Consider the following 24691-nt stretch of genomic DNA (forward strand, 5'->3'; position numbering starts at 1 on the left):
AGTGAATATTCGGGAAAGTGCGAGCTAAGCTTTCAGAAAGGCGGTTTTACAGGAGAAAAAGGCAAGCTGAGTTTTCTAGGCAATAAGTGCTCTGCTTTCTGCCTTGTATTCCCAAAAGACCTCTAAAACAGAAAAGGCGCCTCTAATAGAGAGGCGCCTTACAATAGATGGTATTCTTAAAACTATCTGATGAAACGGAGTGTCTGGTTGAAATCTTCCTGCCGAAGGCGGAGGAACCAGATACCGGCTGGTAATTGATTCACATTGATGGGTTGCACAACACCGCCTTGTAAGATCAACTGGCGAACCGTGTGCCCGTCCGTCCCGATGATGGTGGCTTCCACCTCTCCGGCAGACAATTGGCTCAGATCAATGTCCACGAACGTTTCTGCCTTGGCCGGGTTAGGGTACAGGCTTACTTTGCTGTTGGCCGTGGCTCTTGCACTTCCCTTCGGCTGTGCCGAAATAGTTCTGCTGTAGTCATACTTGCCATTGAAATCAACCTGCTTTAAGCGGTAGTACGTGGTGGTTGCCAAGCTTTTAGTATCCAGGAACTCGTAATTGAGCAGAATATTGCTGTTGCCAGAACCCTTCACCTGACCAATAGACTTGAAGTTTTTGTTGTCTGTACTGCTCTCAATGGAGAAAAAGTCGTTTTCCAACTCAGAGATAGTCTGCCAAGAAAGGTGCGCTTTACCATCTTCTACCGTCACCTTAAAGCCCGTTAAATTCACTGGTAGCGGCTGCGGCGGCTTCACGTTGCTATTCTCCCCAAAAACAGCTGCATTGTACGCCACAAAGGCCAAATCGCTTTTACCGCTTAGCGTAATTTTAAAGTGGTCTACCAAATCGAAGTTAGAGGTCGTGAGGCCGAAGGCACTGAAGTCTGCCGCCCAAAGCCTGAGGTCTCGGGGGCTATTGGTAAAGGTGGTGGTGGCCAGTAGAGTCATGGGGTTTTGGTTAGCCTCATAGAAGTCTGCTTGCCATTTTCCTACTGACGGAATGGTAGTTGTTCCAAAAACAATCCTCACATCTGATCCAACCTGATTGCCATTAACGTCATAAAAGCGGTAAATATCTGGATTGGTGGCATCAGGGTCCGCGATCTGCGTCACTACAATATCTGGAATGCCATCTCCAATGGCCTCCTTTTTGATGTAACTGGACGGGAATTTGAGTGTCCCGGCGGGAATATTCGCAACCCCAGTTCCTAAATCCAGCCCGTTAAGTCCATCCGAAAGGTATTGTTCCATGCCTCTGGAAGGGGCAGGGTTGCTGGGGCCGTTGTGTACGCCATCATACATCTGACCCAAGGCTATTTTTGTGTCAGAAGTGGTTGTGGCAGGCAAGTTCTCTACACGAAGCGACAAGTATTTCCCTGGCTTGTAAGAGACCCCTTTGGTCGTAAGCATGTTGTCGTTGATGCCCGTAGAATAGGTAACACCTTTGAAGGTGAAAGCAAGCAACTCGTGGCTGTTATCTGGTTTTATCGCGTTGAGGCTGCTAGTTGAACTTTGCCAAAAGCCGTTGTAATTAGTCACAATGCCGGAGACTGCAAATTCAGATTGTGCCTCGGCTGTACCAGGTACCATGGCCATGCACGCAATGGCAGCTGTGAAAGAGACAAGTTGGCGCAATGTGATTTTTGTCTTCTTGCATGCCCGCTGTGGCTTGATAGGCCTTTTCTCTTCAAATAGATAGTTAAATCTTGTAAAAATACCCATAAGAAAACTTGATAATAATGGTGAAAGGATAAGTATGTGTCAATTTTAAGAAGACAGTTGGTAGCAGGTGTTAATCCTTGGTAGCGCTATGAAACACGGATTGTTTCTGTTTTTTAGATTACTTGTGCAAAGATGAAACATTTTTTTAATTATTTCGTGCATAAGGAGTGTATTAGAAAAATTATAATTAATATGATATTATATTATTTTAATTGTCCAATAAATTTTCACAAATTGCTAAGAAAACAGGTGTATTTAAGTCTGGATGTAATATAATAGGAATATACCTATAGATGCAGTTGTAGGGATACTCTAAGCCAGAGCCTAATTGGCCAGTGCATAAGTCAGAAAAGAAAAGCAGCACGGTGCTCATGCCGAACGCCATTATGAAGCACTAAAGTTTTATGTTGAACCCTGTCACCAGATTACAGCATTACCGCAGATAGGAAAAGTGTATGATCCTGAAACTGGTTTTAGTATTTCTTTTGACCCAAAGGCAGGATGCCGGGTAGCTGTGAAAACGGGCAAAATCTACAAAGGGGATACCGAAGTGAAACCAGAAAAGCAGGTAAACCCATCAGATAAGCCTAGATTAGGATTCATAGACTTCCAGAGGATTCCCTTACTGCCAGACCAACTCCATCACCTTAGCACCAATCTGTAAAGTGGTATGTGTTTCGCCCGGTAGGCGTTTTACCACTATTTTCTTGCTACGGCTGGAAAGCTTCTGCTGCGTGATGACCTTGGTTGCTGACGCTTTCCGGAAAAGCACTATTCCTCCGTTTTCAGCTATAGAAGCTACAGATTTAGGCTTGAAGGTGAAACGGGTGCCGGTAACCGGAATGGATTCATCCACAGAATCTGGGACAAGAATCCCCTGCGCCAATTCTAATGCTTTGCTGGCATTGGGTACGCCATAGCCCACGTAATTATTCCCGTAAGGGTACAAATGGCTGCTTTGCTTGAAAATATTGGTGAGTTGTTGGGGCGTAAGGGCGGGGTTGGCTTCCAACAGGCAGGCGGCTAGTCCGGCAATAATGGGGGCAGAGAAAGAAGTGCCCGAAGAAGCGAAACATGCCACATCTGGTTTCAAATAGGGCAGGAAGGAAGGACCAATGCTGCTGTAGCCTTGCTTGGTCCAGTTGGCGAAGTCGGTGGCGCCCACGGTGAGGACCCCGGCGGCATCGGCAGGGGTGTTCACAACTTGCCATTTTCTGTTTGCGCCGTCGTTTCCGGCGGCAATCACCAGCATCATGCCCTTCTGCTCTACGGCCAGCTGTACGGCCCGGGCAATGAAACTGGAACCGTCCATCTGTTCTGGTTTGTAATTCTCTTGGGGGTTGTCAAAGCCGGTGCCGTAGCCCAAAGACGAATTCACCAGACGTACGCCCAGACTATCCATCCATTCCAGTGCCCGTACGAAGTTCTCTTCTTCCACCCGGGCTTCGTGGTTTCCGTGGTCAGTGCGGGCCAGGTAGAAGTCTGCACCGGAGGCGAAACCACTCAGGACCAGTTCTTTGGGGTCGGCACCAGCCAGGCAAAGGAGCACCTCAGTGCCGTGGGAATCCAGCATGCTTTCGCGCTGGTCAAAGGTTTGGCTGAGGGCGGGATTCACGAAATCGCGGTACGCTTTTACCTGCCCTTTTTCAAAAAGAGGCTGTAAACCCGCTTTCTTGGGAGCCGCATAGAAACCGGCATCAATCACACCCACTTTCACACCTCGGCCGGTGAGGCCCGCCGCTAAGATGGCCTCGGGCTTAAGTTGGGTCATGGCTTTGCTGACGAACTGCGGGTCAAAAGGAACAGCGGTGTGGCTGGGAAGAAAGTAACCGGTAATGGGGCGCAACTCCTGAATGAAAGAGCTTTGTCGCAGTTTTTCGGCCTGCGCGGGGTTCGCCGTGACCACGGCTGCATTCAGCCACTTGGAAACGGAAGTCACCGGAAAGCCTTGGGCGGAAAGGCTGTCCAGATAGGCCTGATATACGGGCTGGTCTGAGAGTTGGGCAAGCGGAAGGTGCAGGAGACGGCGTTGTTGCAGGGCGGCTTCGCTCACCAAAGAACCGGTGACGGTGGCTGGTTTGTCTTTGAAGAGAACCCAATACCGTTGCTGTGCCCGGGCGTCCAGAGAACAGAGACCTCCCGTGAAGAAGGCCCAGAAAAAGAATACTACAGGGCAAAGCCTCACGTGCAAAAGATTAATTGAAGGCTATTTGCCTGCAAATTACGGTTTAAAGTCATACATTTAAGCCTCAAAAACTTCGTTTCAGGGCTTATTTCAAAAAAGAAGGCCCTAAACACCCATAGCCAGTAGCACACCAATCTACTACAAACCGTACTGCCATGAAATACGAGTCTATCGGGAAAGACCTTTACATTCACAACCGCCAGAAGTTCACGCCTTACCTCAAACCACAGTCGCTGGCCATTTTCCACTCCAATGACGTAATGCCCACCAATGCCGACGGCACCATGCCGTTCCGGCAGAACAACGATCTGTTGTGGTTGAGCGGTATTGACCAGGAGGAAAGTATCCTTGTCCTTTTCCCCGATGCCCGTGAAGAACGCCTGAAGGAGATTCTGTTCGTGCGCGAAACCAATGACCACATTCTTACCTGGGAAGGTTACAAACTTACCAAAGAGCAGGCCCGCGAGGTGTCTGGCATTGAGACCATTTTCTGGACGCATGAGTTTGATTCTATTCTGGGTACGCTTATGCCTTACGCCGAGAACGTGTATCTGAACTCCAACGAGCACCTGCGTGCCGTAATAGAAGTAGAAACCAGGGAAGTGCGCATGGCCAAGAAGTTGAAGGAGAGATTCCCGCTCCACAACTATTGCCGCAGTACCCAATATTTGCATTACCTGCGCTCCCTCAAGCATCCGCGCGAGATTGAGTTGATGCGCACCGCCTGCAATATCACCGAGAAAGCCTTCCGCCGGATTCTCAAGTTTGTGAAGCCGGGCGTAATGGAGTACGAGATTGAAGCCGAGATCAGCCATGAGTTCCTGCGCAACCGCTCCTGCGGACCGGCCTACGGTTCCATCATCGCCTCAGGCGCCAATGCCTGCATTCTGCACTACGTAGACAATTTCAGAGAATGTAAAGACGGCGACGTGCTGCTCATGGATTTCGGGGCGGAGTACGCCAACTATGCGGCAGACCTTTCCCGTTCCATTCCGGTAAACGGCAAATTTACGCCTCGGCAAGCCGATGTGTACAACGCCGTGCTGCACGTGATGAATACTGCCAAACAGATGCTGGTGCCCGGCAATACGCTGGACCAGTACCATAAGTTTGTAGGCAAGGTGATGGAGAACGAACTCATCAAACTAGACCTGCTCACTAAGGCCGACGTGAACAACCAGAACCCCGCCGCGCCGCTCTACAAAAAATACTTTCCGCACGGCACCTCGCACTTCCTGGGCTTAGACGTGCACGACGTAGGCGATAAATACCGTCCGTTTGAAGAGGGCATGGTGTTCACCTGCGAGCCTGGCATTTACATCAGGGAAGAAGGATTGGGCATCAGGCTGGAGAACGATTTCCTCATCACGCATAACGGTCCGGTAGATTTGATGGAGAACATTCCATTAGAACTGGAAGACATTGAGCGCGAAATGCGCGGTTAAGCAAAAGATGGCAGGTGGCTTGTTCCAGGGCTGTTTTCTCAAAACCAGCCCTGGAACAGGAATGCTTAAACCGGGGCCAGTAAGCCGAAATTATTTTTAAAGTGAACGTGAGTATCTTAAAACGAATAACAAAAGGGGGTTGGACACTGGCAGTTGTTTGGATGCTGGGTAGCCTTCTGATGTGTTTCCAAGCTTCTGGTCAGGACAAATCTGCGCCTCTTCCCACAGATGTAGAAGAGCCCGGTACCCGTAGGCTGAACTTAGACGAGGTAATCAAGATGGCCCGGGAGCAGTCTCCCAGCTACCAGCAGGCGCTTACCCAACTGGAGAACCGTACGTGGCAGTTCCAGACGTATAAAAGCAATTACCTGCCCCAGTTAGCATTGTACGCCACCCTTCCTTCTTATACAAAAGACTATGAACGGGTAACAGACCCCAATACCGGTGAACAAAGATTTGTGCCCGTACAGTCAGCCGTCTCTTCGGGGCACTTGGAGTTGAAGCAGAACATTGGGTTAACAGGCGGAGTGATCTCCATTGACTCCAAACTACAGCGTATTGACAACAACGGGGGGCATTCATATGCTTCCAACCCGGTGGTAGTAACCTTGCGGCAACCGGTTTTCAACCACAATGGTTTAAAATGGGACCGCAAAACAGAGCCCTTGCGGTATGAAGAGGCTAAGCGCAACTTCTGGGAAGAAATGGAGCGCATTGCTGTGCGTGCCTCAGATCTGTTTTTCTCCCAGCTGCAAAGTCAGATTAGCTTTGACATTGCCCAGAAAAACGTGGCCAACAATGACACGCTCTTCAAGATAGCGCAAGCCCGGTTCTACAACGCTAAAATCAGCGTAAATGAACTCCTGCAGTTGGAGTTAAGTTTGCTTACTTCCCGGCAGAGCCTGGAACAGGCCAGATTGGATATTGAAACTACCACGCTGCGCCTGAAGACCTACCTAGGCATGACTGATACATATCCTATCCGGCTGATAGCCCCTGACCTAATTCCACAGTTCCATGTAGATGAAGAAACAGCTTTAAAGCAAGCCCGCGAAAACCGTTCTCGGGTTATCGGAATCAGAAGGGAAGAGATGGATGCCGAACGTAACCTGGATTGGGCCGAAGCCAGTTCTGGGGTGAATGCTGACTTGTTCCTACAGTACGGCCTTACCCAAAGGGCAGGAGCGCTGGGACCGGTGTACGAAGATCCCACGTCACAGCAGCGGGTGAACGTTGGGTTTAGTGTGCCGCTTATGGATTGGGGCCGCAATAAGTCCAGGATTGGAACTGCCAAGGCAAACCTGAAACTGGTGAAAGCCAACCTGGAGCAGCAACGCGTAAGTTTTGAACAAGACGTCTACTTACAGGTAAAACGCTTTAAAATGCTGCGCGAACAGATGAAGATTGCTCAGCAAGCCAATGGCTTAGCCGAGCGCCGTTACCTGGGGGCCAAAGACCGGTACCTGAGCGGGAAAATAGGATTACTGGACCTGAACCAGGCCGCCACAGAGCGTGATTCGGCCCGCCGCAGCTACGTGAGCTCCCTGCGCAACTTCTGGGACGCTTACTATAACCTTAGGCTGCAAACGCTGTATGATTTTGAGACAAACCAGCCCTTGACCATGCCCTTGCCGTTCTAAGTAAACCTATGCCAAAAGTAGCCGGGCGTTTTACCGGTATTTTTGGCAAAAAGGTCCATAAACAGAGGAGCCCGTTGACATAACAATCAACGGGCTCCTCTGTTTATGAGGTATGGTTCTGGTTATCTAACGTAAACTTCAGTAAGCCACTTGCGGGCTGTTTCCAGGTCGTTGAAGGATCTGGCTTCAAAGGCTTTGAGCTCACTTAGAAAAGTAGACGCTGATGATTCCCCGAAACTCTCTGGGTTGGCCAACATCGCGAAGCGTTTGAGACCGGCTTTGGCCGCACTGGGAGCCCACTCGTTCACCACCCAGTCTATGGAATGATCCCAAGAGCCTACAATGAGGCGCGTATCATTCAGCACACAGTTATAGCCCGCGTCTTGCAGCGCCTGGGTGTACGCTTTTGCCCCGGTTTTTACGTTTTCTTCTGTTAAATACCCCATCCAGTTTACATAGATCAACCTGTTTTGGGAATCCTCTTTAATGGTGAGGTAAACTCTTCCGAATGGGTTAATAAGTTCTTTGGTCATTGTATACGACAGGTTGTTTCAGACTTAGGTACCCCAAATATACTTATTTTGATTGCAAGAAAGTTTCCAGTAGAACTATGAAATATACTGAATAAATAATCTGTTGCTGGTATTTAGTTGATTGCTAAAGCTTTAAACTTTTACTTGGTACCTAAAAAAAAGTACCCAAAAGTAAAACTTCAGGGCACTTGCTTCTTTTTTTAGCATATTTTTAGGAAAAGGGGCCGAAATCAGAGCCGATTTTCTGTGATGCTTTAGGGTTGGTAGGCTATCCTTTGCTGGCCAGTAAGTACAAGACCGCCATTCTGATGGCTACGCCGTTTTCTACCTGGTCCAGGATGATGGAGTGGTGCGAGTCAGCAGCGTCTGAGGTGAGTTCCACGCCGCGGTTAATGGGGCCAGGGTGCATGAGCACAATCTCTTTGTCAAGTTCGTCCAGCATCTTTTTGTTTATCCCGAAGTACAGGGCGTACTCCCGCAAAGACGGGAACAGCTTGCCAGTTTGGCGCTCCAACTGAATACGCAGAACGTTGGCTACATCACACCATTGCAGGGCTTCGCGCACGTTCCAGAATACCTTCACGCCTAAATCCGCAATGTGCTTGGGCAACAGCGTGGGCGGACCGCAAACTGCTACTTCGGCCCCTTGCATCTGCAGCGCGAAGATGTTGGAAAGCGCCACGCGCGAGTGCGTAATGTCGCCAATGATGGCAATTTTCTTACCGGCCACTTCGCCCAGTTTCTGCCGAATGGAGAACGAGTCCAACAAGGCTTGGGTGGGATGCTCGTGCGTGCCGTCTCCGGCGTTCACAATGTTGGCTTGAATCTTACGGGACAGGAAGTGCGGCGCACCGGGGCTGCTGTGGCGCATCACAATCATGTCTACTTTCATAGACAAAATGTTGTTGACGGTGTCCAGCAGGGTTTCGCCTTTCTTCACGGAGCTGCCCGAGGCCGAGAAGTTCACCACATCCGCCGACAGGCGCTTTTCTGCTAATTCAAACGAGAGGCGCGTGCGGGTGGAGTTCTCAAAGAAGACGTTGGCAATGGTGACATCGCGCAGCGACGGCACTTTCTTGATGGGCCGGTTCAGAACCTCCTTAAACTGGTCAGCGGTTTCAAAAATCAACTGGATGTCCTGTGGGGTAATCTCTTTAATGCCCAACAGGTGCCGGACGCTAAGCTGTTGCATGGGGTTCATCTTGGTCTGGGGTAGGAGTGAGGAGCCAGATGACATCCTCAAGAGAATCTTGGCCTTGCCAGGTCACTTCCACCCGCTGTGAGTGCAGCGAGTCTACGCGCTGGCCGGTATAGGTGGCTTCAATAGGTAAATCGCGGGTGTACTGGCGGTCAATGAGCACCAGCAGTTCTACCTGGGCAGGTCTTCCGTAGGAGATCATGGCATCAATGGCGGCCCGCACCGAGCGGCCCGTGTAGAGCACATCATCTACCAGAATCACGCGCTTGCCTTCCAGGGTGAAATCTACCTTGGTGGCGTTGGGCGCCAGTGGCGTGGCGCGGCGGCGGAAGTCATCGCGGTGGAAGGTGATGTCCAGATAGCCGGTCTGGACGGTAACGCCCAGAATCTCTTGCAGCGTTTGCTGCAGGCGGTCGGCCACGTAAATGCCACGGGGCTGCAGACCCAGAATAACGGAATCAGAAAAATCGCGGTGCGTCTCTATGAGCTGGTGCGCCAGGCGCCGGATCATGATCTGAAACAGTGCGTGCGGAACAATGAGGCGTTTGTGCATGGCCGGGTTTTGGGCAAATATAAAGACTTACCGGCAGCCGTGGGTAGTAGAACCTGAATTTTCTTACGCCTGGCGGCGAGCAGAATGACGTTGGACCGGTAGAAATCTAGGCTCAGGAATGGGGTAGGTTCTAAGTACCACCACCTCAGACGCATCTTCGCGTATGATAAGGCTATGGCAAAACTCATTAACCTAAAAGTATTCCCAGATTTCTTTACATCCGCTTCGGCGGGAGGTGTTATCCTCATCATTTCCTTGGTGGTTTCCTTACTTATTGCCAACTCTGCCTGGGGCGAGGCGTTCGCCAACTTCCTGCAGACCGAATTGGGCTATGAATCTGCGCAGCTTCACCTCAGGTATCCTTTGCTTTTGTGGGTAAATGACGGCCTGATGGCTATTTTCTTTCTGTTGGTAGGGTTGGAAATCAAGCGCGAAATGCTGGAAGGCGAACTTTCGTCGGTGAGCAAGGCGGCGCTGCCGGTGTTTGCTGCCGTAGGGGGTATGTTGGTTCCGGCCGGTATTTACGCCCTTGTGAACTCCGGAACTGCCACGGCCAGCGGTTGGGGCATTCCCATGGCCACAGATATCGCCTTTGCAATTGGCCTACTTTCCTTACTGGGCAGCAGGGTGCCCATTGCCCTGAAAATTTTCCTGACCGCCTTAGCCATTGTGGATGATCTAGGCGCTATAGTGGTGATTGCAGTCTTTTATTCGGCGGGGCTGCACGTGACCTATTTGCTGTATGCAGGAGGTGTTTTTCTACTGTTGCTGCTGTTTAACAAGCTAGGGGTGAAATCCTTGGTCTTTTATTTGGTACCCGGAGTTTTCATGTGGTACTTCATTCACCACTCGGGGGTGCATGCCACGGTGGCCGGGGTGCTCACGGCACTCACCATCCCTACCACCCCAGACGCGAAGGAGTCTCCGTTGGAGCACCTGGAACACGCGCTTACCAAGCCCGTCAACTTTTTGATCATGCCCATCTTTGCCTTGGTCAACACCAACATCAGGTTTGAGGCTGGTATGCTGGAAGGGTTGCTGAGTCCCATGGGAATAGGTATTGTTTTGGGGCTACTTTTAGGAAAACCCCTCGGAATCCTTCTGTTGAGCTGGCTAGCCGTGAAGTTAAAGATAAGCGTTTTGCCAACAGGCGTGAACTGGAAAATGGTGGCCGGAATGGGACTTTTAGCCGGAATAGGCTTCACCATGTCTATTTTCATTGCTCTGCTCTCCTTCGCAGACCCTGTCCTCCAAACTGAAGCCAAGTTCTCTATTCTAGTGGCATCAGTACTATCTGGCTTGCTGGGCTTTTTGCTGCTTCGGGCCGTTTCTGCAAACAAGCTTGTATCCTGATGTTCCGGAGGAAGAAGCTTTACTCAAAGGCCATGTTCTGGAGGTAAAAAACCGTGCGGCTAGAGCCCTGTTTAGGCCTGATACGTTGAAATCCATAGGCAATGAAGTTGCCACCGTACCAGTGAATGATTTTTTCATTGGTGCTAGTAACCATGGTCTCATTTTCTTCCTGTAAACGCACTTTTACCCGCTCTTCATTGGTGAGCAATATATTGGGTTTTAAGGTCTTGTGCCAGACAAAATCTTCTTTTTGGAAAAGCAACGTAATGTTTCCGGCCGAAGTGACCCCGGCTTTCACGGTAGGGTCTAAGGTTTGATACGTAGTGCTCTTGAGCTTATACGAGTTGTCCCAAACCAAATTTCCCTGTGGGTCAAAGACACAGGCAATTACCTGGGTGAATTGATACCCGTCTAGTGCAACCCGCAGATCATTGTAACCAGGAAGTTTCCCATTTAATTTTCTGTACTCCTCCTGACTCATGGTGTTGTAGTGCTCATTGTACACTTCGCCCACTACCGCATACCCTAAGGGGTGCGGCATAATCGGGTGCAACAGGAGTTTGTGCTCTTTAAAGATAGGCTGATTTTTTTCTTCTTTTTCCGCTGCTTTTTGCTTCATGCGGCGCGCTCCCCCCGGAGACAGGTGTTCAAAGAAGTGGCTAAGTTTACCGAAGTTGTAATAGCTGATCTGCCCTGCCAAGGTGCTGAGGAATAATCCATTGGTGAATTCATCTGAGCGGTACCCGTAGGCGCCTATCAGGAACTTAGCTAAGGTGTCACCGGGGGTTAGACGGGCGGGTTGCAGCATGTTGCCGCTCCTGTCATTGAAGTTTGGTTGAATGAAGTAAGTGCCTTTGGTATCACCTCTGGTGTTCATACGTTTTACCTGCACTCTTGACCGTTCGCCATTAGACTCACCCACTACAAACTCCACAGATCTGGTGAGCGTGTCTACCCTGAACTCGCCTAGATCTTTCTCCATTCCGGCCAGTACCGGTAGAAGCTTCACCTCTTCGTAGCCAGGGTTCAGGTGCAGCATATTCATGGTTAAATTGTCAAAGCTGCTCAGAAACACCTGTCCGTCTAACGCCAGCATCTCCTTGAAAAGGAAGTTAGACGAAGGCAGTTGATGGTAACTAGCCATTGCGGCACCGGTGTTTGCATTGACTCTGTAAAGGAGAAGCCTCTGGCTGGAGATGGTAGAAAACAGCAAGTAAATGGCGCCCCGCTCAGAGGCCATAAACAGGAGACTGGTATTAGGTAAATGCTCTTGCTTGCTTTCCCAGACAGGTTTCAGTTGGCGGTCATACTTCGTGAGCACAAAGTCATTCTTGCCAAACCAGGCATTGCGTTTCATAGAAACCAGCAGCAAGGCGCTGTCTGGCAACGGATGCACCTGGTGCTCATTGTCAAAGGAGTTGCTTTCCAGTTCTGACCGGAACGTTTGGGCAGGCGGAGGAGATTTCTGTCTATTCTTGTTTTTTTGCCGGGCCTGCGTTGGAAGCGTAATGCCCCAACTCAACAAGAAGACCATGAAAAAGAATTGATAGCCAGATAGGGTAGAACAGCGCATGCGGGAAGAGGTAAGTCCACCCTCAATATAGGCTAAAAGTTATATAAAGCCTTGCCTGAGTCGTAGTTTTAAGGCAGATTTTTTCCTGAATGTATGGCAATGCTTGTTCTTTAATTTCTGCCGAAGTGAAAGCGGAACCCCAGCCTTGGTTTATGGTTTAATTTCAGAAATTAAGCTTAAAACCAGACGAGAGTTAGCTTTACTCAAACGTCATGTTCTGGAGGTAGAAGACCGTGCGGGCATCGCCGTGGGCGGGTTTGATGCGCTGGAAACCGAAGGCGATAAAATTACCGCCGTACCAGTGCACAATGCCTTCATTGCTGCTGGAGACCATTTTCTCTGATTCTTCCTGCACCCGCACCTCCACTTTCTCCTCATTGGAAAGTTCTGTTTTAGGTCTCAGGGTCTTGTGCCAGATGTATTCCTCATCGGGGTAGACCAAGGCAATGTTGCCGGAGGGCGTAACACCGGCCTCTACCGTGGGGCCTAAATTGGGGTAAGTCTCATTCTTGAGCTTGTAGGCATTGTCCCACAGAAGATTACCCTCTTTGTCAAATACGCAGACAATGGCGTGGGTAAAGCGGTAACCGTCAAAGTTGCTTCGGGGTAGGCGCAGATCGGGGTAGCGGCCGGTCATGTTGGCGTACTGGTTGAAGCTGTTGCTGCGGTACTGCGGGTAGTAAATCTCGCCCACCAGGGCATAGCCCAGCGGGTGCGGAATAACCGGGTGCAGGAACATGCGGTACCGGAGCACCAGAGGCTTCCCTTTGGCTTCCTGCCGGGCGAATTTGGCTTTCAGGCGGCGTTGGGCCCGGGGCCCGAGGTACTCAAAAAAGTAATCCAGTTTACTGAAATCGTAGTACTTTAAATTGCTGTAGAGGTCGCTGGCGAACAGTCCTTTGGAGAAAACCGACGTGCGGTACCCGTAGGTGCCCAGCAGCACTTTGCTGAGGGTGTCGCCGGGGGTGAGGCGGCCAGCCTGCAGGGTGTTGTCATTGCGGTAATCCATCTCGGGCTGAATGAAATAGGTACCAATCACGTCGCCTTTGGTATTGATGCGTTTGGTCTGCACCCTTGAACGCCAGCCGTTCGACTCCGCCACCACAAATTCTACGGCATGGGTCAGCGTGTCCACCCTGAACTCGCCTAAATCTTCTTCCATCCCGAACACCGCCGGCAGTAGTTTTACTTCTTCCTGGCTGGGGTTCAGGTGCAGCATGTTCAGGTTGTCGCGGTCCAAGCCATTCAGGAACACCTGCCCATCCAAAGCAGCCATCTCGTTGACGTTGATGTAGGAAGAAGGCAATGTGTGCTCACTAAATGTGGCAGTGCCCGTGGCGGCGTTCACCCGGTAAAGCACCAATTTCTTGTTGCTGAGCGTAGAGAACAGCAGGTACACCATGTTCCGTTCGGCGGCCACATGCAGCAAAGACTGGTTATTTTTATGCTCGTGCTTGGTCTGCCAAACCTGCTTCAATTCCCGGTTGTACTTGGTGAGTACAAAGTCATTCTTCCCGAACCAGCTGTTGCGCTTGGTAGAGACCACCAGCAAACTGCTGTCTGGCAAGGCATGTACAGAATGCTCCTCGTCATAAGAATCACTTTCGATCTCTACCCGATGGGTTTGGGTGGGCGCAGTGGGTTTCTCTTTGTCTTTCTCTTTTTTCTGACGGGCTTGGGCAGGGAAAACCGCACCCCAGCAGAGCAGGAGGAGCAGAGACAGCCAATACGTGCTTCTGAGGCGTGGAAACATAGTGCGTTTAAGATACGGGTAATCCAGTAAAACGCCAACGTTCTAGGAGTGGTTTTCTTGCCTTTTTACTGACCCATCTGCAGCAGAATGTCAAATTCTTCGGGTGTTAACGGCATCACAGACAACCGGGACTGGCGCAGAAGCGCGATGTTCTGGAGCCGCTCCTCTTTTTTAATCTGGTCCAGGGTCACGGGTTTGGTAAATGCCTGCTCAGGCACCAGCGTTACCGCTACCCATTGCGTCTCCTTAGTAGTGGGGTCCTGGAACGCTTCACGGCTTACTTTGGCCACACCTACAATAGATTTTTCAGATACGCTGTGGTAGTACAGCACTAGGTCATTCACCTGCATTTTCTGGAGGTTGTTGCGGGCCTGGAAGTTTCTAACGCCGTCCCAGGTGGTTTGTTTATCGCGTTGCAGGTCAGACCAGGCGTATTTTTCAGGTTCAGTTTTAACGAGCCAGTAGTTCATAGGTAAGCTAAAAACAAGGGCTGCCCTTGGCAGGAAAGCGCTTGCGGTACATGAAAGGTAAAAGGTATCTATTCTTGGTTCTTAATCCGGCGAATCTTGATCATTTCCGCAGAAACAGAGACAATCTCCAGTTCTTCCGGTTCATGTTTCGGGTTCTGGAAGGTGATGCGCAGCCGGTTTTTGCGGTTGGCTTCCCACTTGCCGGGGTGTTCTTCCAGCCCATCAGTAGGGGCAATGCCGTACCTGATAAACGTGCCGTCTTCCTGCAGCATGAACCCAGTGCGCCCCCTTGACGGCGGAAAATCAAAGGTATTGGGCCGGTACGTTTTCACCTCTGCCGAATCTTCTTCATACGAATTAAGCCAGGTTTTTCCGTACACCGAAGCCGGTAACTCAGGCCCGGTTCCGCACTGGGCCGCCATCAGGAGCACAGCCACTACACTCAGCAAAAAGAAGTTTCTCATAGGGCAAAAGGGACTTTCAGGCAAGCCGCCCGAGACAATCTTGGCACAAGATACTAAAAAAGAGTTCTGAGTCTTTACAAGTAGTCCTGAGTTCTGAGTCTAGAGTTCTGAATTGGTCAAATATGTGTCGAAATAAATGCCTGCATCATCTCTAAAGGCTTTATCCCTTTTGAAGCAGTTTTCAGGAAGCAAGCTTAAATCGGCTTTGCCAATACTTAGCGTTCATACCTTACCCGACTCAAGACTCAGCACTCAGGACTAACATCCGCAGGATGTTCTTATCTTTGTTCAAACCCCTTTCACAACCTGCACCGTGGAGAACAAAGAACTCATTCGTATGTTCCGGCTAACGGCTTCGCTCATGGAGCTGCACGACGAGAACCCGTTTAAAATAAGATCCTATACTAGCGCTGTCATGGTGCTGGAACGCATTGAATCGCCCATTCACCAGATGAGTCAGGCCCAGTTAGAAAAGCTGGACGGCATTGGCAAAGGCATGGCGGGCAAGATCATGGAAGCCATTCAGACGGGCAGCCACACCGACTTGAACCGCCTGCTGGAGACCACTCCCGAGGGCGTGGTGCAGATGCTCAACATCAAGGGCATTGGCCCCAAAAAGATCAAGACCATCTGGAAAGACCTGGGCGTAGACACCATTGACGGCCTGCGCGAGGCCTGCGAGAGAAACGAAGTGTCCAAGCTGAAGGGCTTCGGGGCGAAAACCCAGGAGACCATTCTGCAGGGGCTGCAATACACCGAGTCCAACAAAGGCAAACTGCTTTGGGCCGAAGCCGAGATTCTGGCCCTGGAATTACTCTCGTTCCTGAAAAACAGGCCCGAAACGGTAGCCGCCGAAGTGGTAGGGGAGATTCGCCGCAACCTGGAGACGGTGGAGACCTTGCAGTTTCTTTTGAGCCTGAGTGATGATGCCAACTGGCCCAACTTCCTAGCCGAGCTGCCGGGTATATCACCTCAGGAAACCGTTTCGGGACCCTTTGTATGGCGCGGACTGCTAGATACTTCCGGCGTGAAGCTGGAAGTACGCCTGGTGCCCGAACGCCGTTTCGCAAACCAAACCTTGCTCCACTCAGCTAACCCCGCCTGGTTAACCCAACCCGTGAACGAAGCCGGAGACACGCTGATGGCCGAAGCCTACGGTGAACCTGCTTCTTCTGAAGAAGAGATTTTTCAGCGCGTACAATTGCCGTTCATTGCGCCGGAGTTGCGGGAAAGTGCGCGCGTTTTGAACTTAGCCCGCGAAAACCAACTGCCCACCCTGCTCCAGAACAGTGACCTAAAAGGCATTCTGCACAACCACAGCACTTACTCAGACGGAGCCCACACCCTGGAGCAAATGGCCGTACACTGCAAGCAACTAGGCTTTGAGTACCTGGGCATGTGCGACCACTCTAAATCTGCGTTTTATGCGAACGGTTTGCAGGAGTTCAGGGTGAAAGAGCAGCAAAAGGAAATCGACCGCCTGAACCAGGAGTTGGGTCCGTTCCGCATCTTCAAAGGCATTGAGTCTGATATCTTGGCAGATGGTTCCTTGGATTACGAAAACGAGGTACTGGCTTCCTTTGACTTCATTGTCGCCTCCATCCACAGCAACCTGAAAATGGACATCGTGAAAGCGACTGATAGATTGGTAAATGCTATTCAGAACCCGTACACTACCATGCTGGGCCACCCCACCGGTCGCTTGCTTTTGCGCCGCGAAGGTTACCCCATTGACCACAAAACCGTGATTGATGCTTGCGCCGCCAACCAGGTAATTATTGAAATAAACGCCAACCCGAGGCGCTTAGACCTGGACTGGCGCTGGGTAGAATACGCCCTCAGCCAAAACGTGCTGCTCAGCATCAACCCAGACGCCCACAGCATGCGTGGCTACGATGACATGCGCTACGGTGTGCTGGTAGGCCGTAAAGGCGGCTTAACTGCCGAGATGACGTTCAACGCGAAGAGTAGGGATGAAGTGGCGGCTTATTTCGCGGAGCGGAAGAAGGCGAAGGGGATTTAGTTATATTTAGGAGTACTTGTTATGATCTTTATATGCTGATTTTTGGAGATAGGAAGTTTATTAAAGCACCATTTGAAAATGAAAATGAGTTAGAACAAGTAGTTGTAAGAAACTATGAATACTTATTTGGTCCTACCTCCATTTATTTGCCGAAGACTTTAATCAAAACAGCTGATGGAGCAGGTACGATACCTGACGGTTTTGCAATCGATATTGCTTTAAAACGGTGGTACTTGGTTGAAGCAGAACTAGTCCATCATAGCATTTGGAGCCATATAGCTCCTCAGGTAACAAAACAAGTTTTAGCTTCACAGCAGATTCTTGCCAGAAAGATTATTGAAGATGTGGCAGTAAGGAAATATGAAGAGGATGACTATGTTAAAGACAAGTTCAATGATCTTCGAATTAGTGCCATAAACGTTAGAAAGGTTGTAAGCGAAATTTTAGAGACTGAGCCAATAATTGGGGTTCCAATAGACGGTATTACAAATGATTTGCGTGACTGGGCTCGGACACTCAAATACAAGGTTAAGCTATGGCTAGTAAATAAATTTGTGGAGTTGAATAATCCCACTAATGTTATCTATGATTTTCCTGAAGAATTTAAGCCTGAATTAGACACAGAAGTAGAAACAGAGATTCAAGTTGAAGTTACTTCTAACAAGCAAATTGCCAAGTATGATGTTGAAGTATCAGATTTGATTTCTACAGGATTGTTGAGCCAAACTGATAAGCTTTTCATGGACTATAAACCAAAAAATGGACAGCAAATGAGGTTTGAAGCTTCACTTCTAGAAGATGGAGCTATTGAATTCCAAGGGCAAATATTTAGTAGTCCTTCATATGCGGCTCTGGCAGGTATTCAGAAAGCGGGTAGCTCCAGACAAACCGTTAATGGTTGGACGAGTTGGAAAGATTATTCAGGCAAAACCTTAGCCGAACTAAGGGAACAGTTTTTGGCTTCTAGGCAATCTGTGAATTAGAATTATGAGAATCAAAGGTCTGATTTGAATTATAAAGAATAGTTTACGGCCATGCCAACACCAACTCGCATCACCTCCTTTAAAGAGTTCTACCCGTTCTACCTCTCAGAGCACCAGAACACTACCAGCCGGGTGCTGCATTTTACAGGAACCGGGTTGTTGTTGCTGCTCATGCTAGTGGCCTTTGTATTGGGGCAGTACGGCTGGCTTTGGTGGCTGCCGGTCATTGGCTACGGCTTTGCGTGGGTGGGGCATTTCTTCTTTGAGAAAAACAAACCAGCTACGTTTCAATATCCGTTTTACAGCCTAGCCTCAGACTTTGTGCTGTTCTTTCATCTGCTCACAGGCAAGCAGAAATTCAAAGTCAAGTAACGTAAACCCTCCTTTGTCCTCTTGGAAAGATCTTGTGAGCGAACGAGATAGGCTTCGCGTAAGCGTTATGGCAGTTGGCCCAGAAGATCCTTTCAGGATGACAAAATGGAGAATTGGGCTTTCCACTAAGTAACCCGCTTTATGCACTCGAATAATCTGTTTTCAATCGGTTTTCAGGAAAGCAGGCTCAAAGCATAAAATGGGCTACTTCTCCCGACGCTTGTCGGCAACTTGGCCTACAGCCTTTGAACCAGTTGGCGTCTTGCTGCCCGGTGCCCCACCCATAGCACCTTTCAAAGCAGTGCCGCCCTTCACGTAGGTAAACTCCAGAATAGAACCCCGGTATTGGCTGCCTTTGGGGTCTTCGCCCGAGGGGCCGGAGGTAACCGAAGAGCTGTCTACGGCCAGGTACAACTTTTTGCCATCAGGGGAAATTGCCAGGTCACGGTACCGAACTTTTGACCGGAAGTACGTGAGGGTATCGCCGGTGACAGCGGTACCCGTGGCATTGAGTTGCAGCCTGATCAGCTTTCCGGTTTTGAGGGTGGGTATGAGGAGGGAATTCTGCCAGCCGGGTATGCCCGAGGAAGTGTACACGGCTATGCTGCTGGGGGCTTCGGATGGCCACTCAGGAGTATTTTTTTCACCGCCGCTTCTTGCCAGCGTCAGAATCTTGGTCAAAAACGCGTTGGAGTTGGGATTGAAGCTGTAAATAGGATCACGGTACAGTTGGGGCCCAATGGCGGCGGCGTTGGCCTTCTCGCTTTTAATGGTGGGGTAGGTGGTGTGCCACTCGCCGGGAATTTGGGAATGATTACTTACGCCCGCGGCCAGTCCGTTGTAGTTGTTGTCATTGTAGCCAATCACCAGAGGGTGGCCGTAGTTCTTGCCTCTTTCAATCATGTTGATCTCATCATCAGAAAAAGGACCGTGTTCGCTGGTGTAAATTCTGCCGGTGCCCCCTACTTCGGCGTACGCCAAGCCCTGGGCATTTCTATGTCCGTAGCTCCAGACGGCGTTCTGACGCTGGTCGGTAGTGAAAGGGTTATCGTTCGGAATCCAGCGGTCATATTGGTTTTTATCTGCATCGGGCTCCAGATTGAACCGAAGTACCTTGCCTTCATAGCTGCTGATTTGCTGGGCATGGTTGGGCCTGCCCACGTTTTTGAACTGACCGGCACCCATGTCGCCCACGGTGTAGAACAGGAAATTTTTGCCGTTGACCGGCGCAATGAGTAAGCGGCCGGAATTGTGGTCGTTGCTGCCCGGAATGCTATCGCAAAGCACCAGAGGGTTGGCTAATTTCTGCGCTTTGGCGTCATAGTCATACCGCACCACCCGCATGGTAAAATGACATCCGCCAAAATTGGGGTCACACCCTTCGCCCGTTTTTCCGGCCCCGGCAAAATCATAGGCGTAGGCCAGGTACACGTAGGGCTTGCCCGAAAGCAAAGCTGGGTGCAGAGACAAACCCATCAATCCGCCTTGCGGCCAGGGCTTGCCACCGTCCACCTCATCTGGAACCTTGTCATAGCGAGGGAATTTACGGGCCGAAGTCAGGTCCAGTAAAACCGTTTGGGCACCGGTAGAAGGATTCAGTCTGCTTACTTTATAGCCTTTGGCTTCGGTAATCCAGAGATAGTTGTCGGGCCCGTAGGTGACTTCCCACGGGTCACTCAGTTTGTCTTTCACCACCCGCACCGTGAAGGTTTCGCCTTTGGGGCCGGTCAGGTCTTGGGCAGAGGTGAAATGAGAATAGCAGGAAGTGAGCAGTAAAAAAGACAGAAGAAGAAAGCAGCGTGTCATGGGGGAAAAGTAAATCAAACAAGGTTATCCTGTCTTTAAACCCTGGCTTTTGAGATTAGGTTGTGGTAAAAGGTTGGTTACAAAGTAGATTCCGTATTTACCCCTTCTGCCGGAATTGTTCAGGCGTGGTTCCGGCCTGTTTTTTGAAAAAACGGCTGAAATAAGAATTGTCTTCGAAACCGAGGGCCTGCGCGACCTGCGCAATGTTGAGGTGCGGCGAGTGGGTGAGCAACCGTTTGGCTTCCAATGTAAGGCGTTCCTGGAGTAAGTCTGTGGTGGTTTTGCCCAGGTTCTGTTTGCAGAGTTCGTTCAGGTACTTGGGCGAAAGGTGCAAGGCGTTGGCGTAGAAACTGGTGGGCTGGTGCTCCCGGTAATGGTTTTCTACCAGGGTTTCCAGTTGGTACAACTGAAAAGGCCAGCTGCTCTCATCTGCAGTGACGGGTGCCTCGGGGTACAGCCGGGCCAGTTGAATGAGAAGCAGTTCCAGAAAAGCCCGCAGCGCATGGGGTTGGAAAGGAGCCGATTGGGTATATTCCTGTTGCATCTGGTGTAGGAGTTGCTCCACGGGAGAAAAGACCTCAGACGCGGCGTACAACACCGGTGGATGTTGCCAGGTCTGGAAGTAAGGGAACTGCCGCAGGGTATCAGTAGTGCGGTCTGCGCGGTAAAATTCTGGTGTGAAAAACAACAGCGTGCCTTCGGTCTCAGGTGAAAGTTCCCAGGCGTGTACCTGCCCGGGCGTGAGGAAGAAGACACTACCAGGCTTCACCTCATACTGGGTGAAATCAATGGTGTGGCTGCCGTGCCCGGCCTTAACTACTAGCAGTAAGTAAAAATCATGCTTGTGCGGAACCTGCACAAAGGCGTGTTTCTGCCGGTGGGCCTGTAAATCAGCTACGTGAATGCCACGGGCAAGCCCCTTGGCAGAGGTGAAATCTGGAATACGGTAAACAGGAAGCTTTTCGGGCATAAGGCAAACGGCAAGCGTCTCGCCGGTTTTGCCCCAAGTTGCGAAAAATAGCTTAGAAAGGAACGCCCTTAATGTCCTCTGGCCTCCGGATGCGTGGCCGCCTGCGGATTATAGCTGATGAAAATGTTAATCCAGATGGCGCGTGACAGTTTGAAGATGGCAGGCAAAAACAGCAGCAAAGATAGTAACAGCGCCCCCACAAACATCCAGATAGTAATCTCGTCTGAGAACAGCATCATCAAGCCCACAATGGCCAGCGTTGGGCCGGTGGTGAGGCCGTAGCTCACAAACATGGCCCCGTAATAATAGCCGGGCTCGGGCTCATACGCTTGGTGGCACACCGGGCAATGGTCCAGCATCTGCGACATTTTACTGTAGCCCATGAGGCTGTTATTCTGGAACAAATTCCCCTCGTGGCACTTCGGGCATTTCAATCTACAAATGCTGTACAGTTTAGAGCCTTTTCCTAACATAGCTTTCGTTTGTTTTCTCTTTACAAAAGTACGTGCGCTAGCAGTTTATGGATAGGACAAAAGGCGGGTGTTCCGGTGATTTTTGCCGAGGATAGTGTAATGTGAAGTATTTTAAAGGGGTTTTCTGGAAAGTAGGTTAGAAATGCTTCTTTGCTGTGCGCCTTGTGCTGTTTGTGTTGTGCGTAGAGTTAGCGTCAGCGCTCTAAGCACTTGGTGGGCAGCCAATCTCCTGATTGGCGGAACGGATAGACTGCTTACTTTCTACTTTCCTCCTTTTAACTTCTCCTCGCCGTTGTTGTTGTTCTCACCAACAACTAAGACAGCCGTTCCAATTAGCTTTTACTTTCCACTTCCTTCTTGCTAACTTCTTGGCGGCAGATGCGCTCTGCTGGCGTTTGTCACTTTTCTCCTTGATGAGAAAAGTAACCAAAAGAATCAAGAAGCTCCGAACTCGCTGCCGCTCAGACAGGCGGAGCTTCAGTAAGGTACCATCGGGCAGCCGTCCTCTGTTCCATAGGGAGCTTGTGCTGTTGTCAATTGGGCCGCCGCTGCTTGCGTTTCCCTTAGCTTCGGGCTACGCAGGCGGCCCTCCGCTGGGGAAGGCGCAGGTGACGGGTTGCAGCTTGTTCCGTTGCAATGTCTTCATCGTCCTATGGACGTGCTTTGATTGGAATTATTTGCTGACACGGTTTTCTTCGTCTGAGGTGCTGGTTCTGCGGTTGCGGGCGGTTTTAATTTTGCTGTTCCCGAATTTGTAGTCGAGCGTGAGGTTGAGGCGGCGGCTTTCCCATTCATTTTCCCAGTACATGTGCACGTTGCTGTAGTCCAGGTTGGCTCTGAAACGGGCGGTGTCAAAGATGTCGTTGAGTTTCAGGCTGACGGTGGCACGTCCGTCCAGAAAGGTTTTCTTGCCGCCTATGCTCATGAGGTAAGAGGCTTTGTTCTGGAAGAGGCCAGATACGGAAGGGGAACTGTAGTACGCGGAATATTGCAACGTAAATTGTTTAGGTAGGGTGAAGTTATGGTCGGTGCTGAAGTCCCAGGAGAACTGTTCCTGGTTGTATTGTTCGCCCTGTACCGGAGTGCTCACTTTGTTCAGGCTGCCTTGTAATTGTAGGTTAGCGCTCCACCATTTGCGCACGGGCAACGTGCCACCGCTGCTAATACTCAGGGAACGGGCGCGGCTCAGGTTCTGCGGCGTGCTGATGCTTTCTTTGGTGGCATCGTTCTGGCTCACCACTTCCATCACAAAATCATTCTGCTGCAGATAGCTGATGCCCAACAGTTGGAAGTTCTTGAACGTGTAGTTGAACTGCAAGGAATTGGAGAAAGAAGGCTGCAGAAACGGGTTGCCTCTGAGGCCGGTGTACGGGTCTGAATAAAACGTGAACGGGTTCAAACTGGGGTAACTGGGCCTATTGATGCGACGACTGTACGAGGTGGAAAGCTGGTGATCCTCATGAGGAGTATAGCTGGCAAATACGCTGGGGAACAATTCCCAGTAGTTGCGGTTTACTACATTTTTGGTGGTGAGCGAATTACCTTTAGAAATGGTATGCTCGGCTCTTAATCCCGCTTTCATGCTTAATTGCTTGCTTACTTTCTTGCTCAGGCTCACGTACCCGGCATGAATGTTTTCGTCATACAAGAAATGGTTGGTGCGGCGGTCATCCAGTTGCCAGTTGCTTTCCTGCTAGGTCTCAAACTTTATATTTGAGTCATTGCGTACCCAACTGCTTTTCCAGCCGGTTTCAACCTTCCAATTTTGGGCCAGTGGGTGTACGTAATCGGCTTTAATGGCATAGATCTGGACGGCGGCATCTGAGAAACTACGGAAGTTCTCAAACTCTCTTCCGGGCATAATGGCGGCTTCAAAGTACTGGTTGCTGAAGCGTTCATCGGCACCGTTGCGGTAACGAACGTAGTCGGTGTCAAAGGTGAGAGAACGGCCCGTGGTGTCTATGTCGAATTTGTAGTTCAGGTTGAGGCTGTAGTTATGGGAAACCACCTCATGCGGGTTGTGCATCTGTACGCCGCCAATAGGGTTACCCGGAATATCATAGGTCACGGAGTTGCTGGTGGTCAGGACATCCTGCGGCGAGGTGTACCCTTTCAGCATAAGCCCCACAGTGTGCTGTTTGCTGATGAAATAATCGGCCCCGGCCACTACGTTCACGCTCTTGGTAATGGGGTGCCAGTAGTTCACCGAACGGTAAACGCTGTCCCGGATGGTGCGTTCCATGGTCAGCTTGTTGTAGGAATTGTAATGGCCGGTGTTCAGGCGGGTGTAGAAACTCACCTTGCCCAGATTGTAATTCAGGTTGATGCCCGCCCACGCTTTGCCATAGGTGCCGTAGCCGCTGCCCAAACTCAGGGTGCCGTTCATGCCTTTGGTGAGTTCACGTTTAAGTTGAATGTTGATAACACCCGCCGTGCCAGCCGCATCATAAGACGCGGGTGGGTTGGCAATCAGTTCTACCTTGCTCACCGCCGAGGCCGGTAAAGATTTCAGGTACATGCTCAGTTCACGGCCGCTCATGTACGTCATCTTACCATTGAGCATTACGTTCACGCTGCCGCTTCCTCTAAAGAGGATGTTGTCATCTTTATCCAGCCGAACGCCGGGTGCGTTTTTGAGAACCTCCAGCGCATTGTCTCCGGCGGTATTCAGCTTCTCCACGTTCATGATCAGCCTATCGGCTTGCTGTTCCAGCAAAGGTCGTTGCCCCTGCACTACCACTTCTTGCAAGGCCGTGGCTTTGGTGTTGGCTTGTAAGGTGGGTACCTGCACGGGTTGGTCGCTTACCTCAAAAGCCTCGCTTAAAGCGGGAGTGAAATCAATGCGGGTGGCTTTGACGAGGTATCGGCCAGCGGCCACTTTCTCAAAGGCATATCGGCCTGCCTCGTCGGCTGTCTGGGAGTTGGTAACCGCAGAGTCTGGCAGGTGCACCAGCAAGATAGTGGCGAAACCTACCGGTTGTTTCTTAGCGTCTACCACTGCTCCTTTCACCGCAGTACCTGCCTGCCCAGAGACTGAAAAAGAGAGAAGCAAAAAGGAGAAAACTAGGAGCCAGCGGGAGGAGAGGGTAGAGGTTACATGCATACCTATAGGTCTTTAATGAATAGATGCCTAAAGGTGTATTTGGTTGCTCTGGCCTGAAAAAAAATGATCT

Annotated in this window: 18 protein-coding genes and 1 pseudogene; 6 read left to right on the top strand and 13 right to left on the bottom strand. The window is 50.4% G+C overall.

What is annotated here, in order from left to right:
* Positions 1-182: 182 nt before the first annotated feature.
* Complete coding sequence (locus tag ACY0JR_RS15505) at positions 183-1592, bottom strand: T9SS type A sorting domain-containing protein (protein WP_462635029.1); 1410 nt, start codon at positions 1590-1592, stop codon at positions 183-185.
* A 754-nt stretch (positions 1593-2346) separates the two neighbouring features.
* A complete protein-coding gene (locus tag ACY0JR_RS15510) occupies positions 2347-3909 on the bottom strand; it encodes a S8 family serine peptidase (protein ID WP_462635030.1) in 1563 nt (520 codons plus the stop codon).
* 155 nt (positions 3910-4064) lie between these two features.
* Here ACY0JR_RS15510 and ACY0JR_RS15515 point away from each other — a divergent pair, with 155 nt between their 5' ends.
* Both ACY0JR_RS15515 and ACY0JR_RS15520 read left to right on the top strand, forming a co-directional pair.
* The gene (locus tag ACY0JR_RS15515; RefSeq protein ID WP_462635031.1) at positions 4065-5354 is read left to right on the top strand and encodes an aminopeptidase P family protein; all 1290 of its coding nucleotides are present in this window, start codon (positions 4065-4067) and stop codon (positions 5352-5354) included.
* A gap of 179 nt (positions 5355-5533) precedes the next feature.
* Positions 5534-6994 (top strand): TolC family protein, encoded by a 1461-nt coding sequence (locus ACY0JR_RS15520; RefSeq protein ID WP_462635032.1) that lies wholly within the window; start codon positions 5534-5536, stop codon positions 6992-6994.
* 122 nt (positions 6995-7116) lie between these two features.
* On the opposite strand, the gene ACY0JR_RS15525 is transcribed toward ACY0JR_RS15520, so the two are convergent.
* The 3 genes from ACY0JR_RS15525 to pyrR all read right to left on the bottom strand — a co-directional run bounded on the left by ACY0JR_RS15525 (position 7117) and on the right by pyrR (position 9278).
* Positions 7117-7527, bottom strand: coding sequence for an STAS/SEC14 domain-containing protein (locus tag ACY0JR_RS15525; protein WP_462635033.1), 411 nt, complete (start codon positions 7525-7527; stop codon positions 7117-7119).
* 268 nt (positions 7528-7795) lie between these two features.
* On the bottom strand, positions 7796-8719 hold the full coding sequence (locus ACY0JR_RS15530; RefSeq protein ID WP_462635034.1) for an aspartate carbamoyltransferase catalytic subunit: 924 nt from the start codon (positions 8717-8719) through the stop codon (positions 7796-7798).
* The gene (gene pyrR, locus ACY0JR_RS15535; RefSeq protein WP_462635035.1) at positions 8706-9278 is read right to left on the bottom strand and encodes a bifunctional pyr operon transcriptional regulator/uracil phosphoribosyltransferase PyrR; all 573 of its coding nucleotides are present in this window, start codon (positions 9276-9278) and stop codon (positions 8706-8708) included. The genes ACY0JR_RS15530 and pyrR overlap by 14 nt, the downstream gene beginning before the upstream one ends.
* 174 nt (positions 9279-9452) lie before the next feature.
* On the opposite strand from pyrR, the gene nhaA reads away from it, so the two are divergent.
* Positions 9453-10631: a Na+/H+ antiporter NhaA gene (gene nhaA, locus ACY0JR_RS15540; RefSeq protein WP_462635036.1), complete on the top strand. Its 1179-nt coding sequence runs from the start codon at positions 9453-9455 to the stop codon at positions 10629-10631.
* A gap of 19 nt (positions 10632-10650) precedes the next feature.
* On the opposite strand, the gene ACY0JR_RS15545 is transcribed toward nhaA, so the two are convergent.
* From ACY0JR_RS15545 to ACY0JR_RS15560, 4 genes are all read right to left on the bottom strand, one after another.
* The gene (locus ACY0JR_RS15545) at positions 10651-12204 is read right to left on the bottom strand and encodes a hypothetical protein (protein ID WP_462635037.1); all 1554 of its coding nucleotides are present in this window, start codon (positions 12202-12204) and stop codon (positions 10651-10653) included.
* Positions 12205-12403: 199 nt separating this feature from the next.
* Positions 12404-13957, bottom strand: coding sequence for a hypothetical protein (locus ACY0JR_RS15550; protein ID WP_462635038.1), 1554 nt, complete (start codon positions 13955-13957; stop codon positions 12404-12406).
* Between the two features lie 65 nt (positions 13958-14022).
* Positions 14023-14427, bottom strand: coding sequence for an EVE domain-containing protein (locus ACY0JR_RS15555; RefSeq protein ID WP_462635039.1), 405 nt, complete (start codon positions 14425-14427; stop codon positions 14023-14025).
* Positions 14428-14495: 68 nt separating this feature from the next.
* On the bottom strand, positions 14496-14891 hold the full coding sequence (locus tag ACY0JR_RS15560) for a hypothetical protein (protein WP_462635040.1): 396 nt from the start codon (positions 14889-14891) through the stop codon (positions 14496-14498).
* 313 nt (positions 14892-15204) lie between these two features.
* On the opposite strand from ACY0JR_RS15560, the gene polX reads away from it, so the two are divergent.
* Genes polX through ACY0JR_RS15575 form a run of 3 tightly spaced genes read left to right on the top strand, consistent with a single transcriptional unit; the run spans position 15205 to position 18269 of the window.
* Positions 15205-16914, top strand: a complete 1710-nt coding sequence (gene polX, locus ACY0JR_RS15565; RefSeq protein ID WP_462635041.1) for a DNA polymerase/3'-5' exonuclease PolX — start codon at positions 15205-15207, stop codon at positions 16912-16914.
* A 32-nt stretch (positions 16915-16946) separates the two neighbouring features.
* The gene (locus ACY0JR_RS15570) at positions 16947-17897 is read left to right on the top strand and encodes a restriction system modified-DNA reader domain-containing protein (RefSeq protein ID WP_462635042.1); all 951 of its coding nucleotides are present in this window, start codon (positions 16947-16949) and stop codon (positions 17895-17897) included.
* A 51-nt stretch (positions 17898-17948) separates the two neighbouring features.
* Positions 17949-18269: an Mpo1-like protein gene (locus ACY0JR_RS15575; protein WP_462635043.1), complete on the top strand. Its 321-nt coding sequence runs from the start codon at positions 17949-17951 to the stop codon at positions 18267-18269.
* A 204-nt stretch (positions 18270-18473) separates the two neighbouring features.
* On the opposite strand, the gene ACY0JR_RS15580 is transcribed toward ACY0JR_RS15575, so the two are convergent.
* The 4 genes and pseudogenes from ACY0JR_RS15580 to ACY0JR_RS15595 form a co-directional block, all read right to left on the bottom strand.
* Complete coding sequence (locus ACY0JR_RS15580) at positions 18474-20075, bottom strand: PQQ-dependent sugar dehydrogenase (RefSeq protein ID WP_462635044.1); 1602 nt, start codon at positions 20073-20075, stop codon at positions 18474-18476.
* 97 nt (positions 20076-20172) lie between these two features.
* On the bottom strand, positions 20173-21045 hold the full coding sequence (locus ACY0JR_RS15585) for a helix-turn-helix domain-containing protein (protein ID WP_462635045.1): 873 nt from the start codon (positions 21043-21045) through the stop codon (positions 20173-20175).
* 68 nt (positions 21046-21113) lie between these two features.
* Positions 21114-21518, bottom strand: coding sequence for a DUF983 domain-containing protein (locus tag ACY0JR_RS15590; protein WP_462635046.1), 405 nt, complete (start codon positions 21516-21518; stop codon positions 21114-21116).
* A 673-nt stretch (positions 21519-22191) separates the two neighbouring features.
* Positions 22192-24621: pseudogene (locus ACY0JR_RS15595) on the bottom strand (TonB-dependent receptor domain-containing protein).
* Positions 24622-24691: the final 70 nt, after the last annotated feature.

The sequence above is a fragment of the Rufibacter sp. JT3400010 genome (assembly GCF_054956755.1).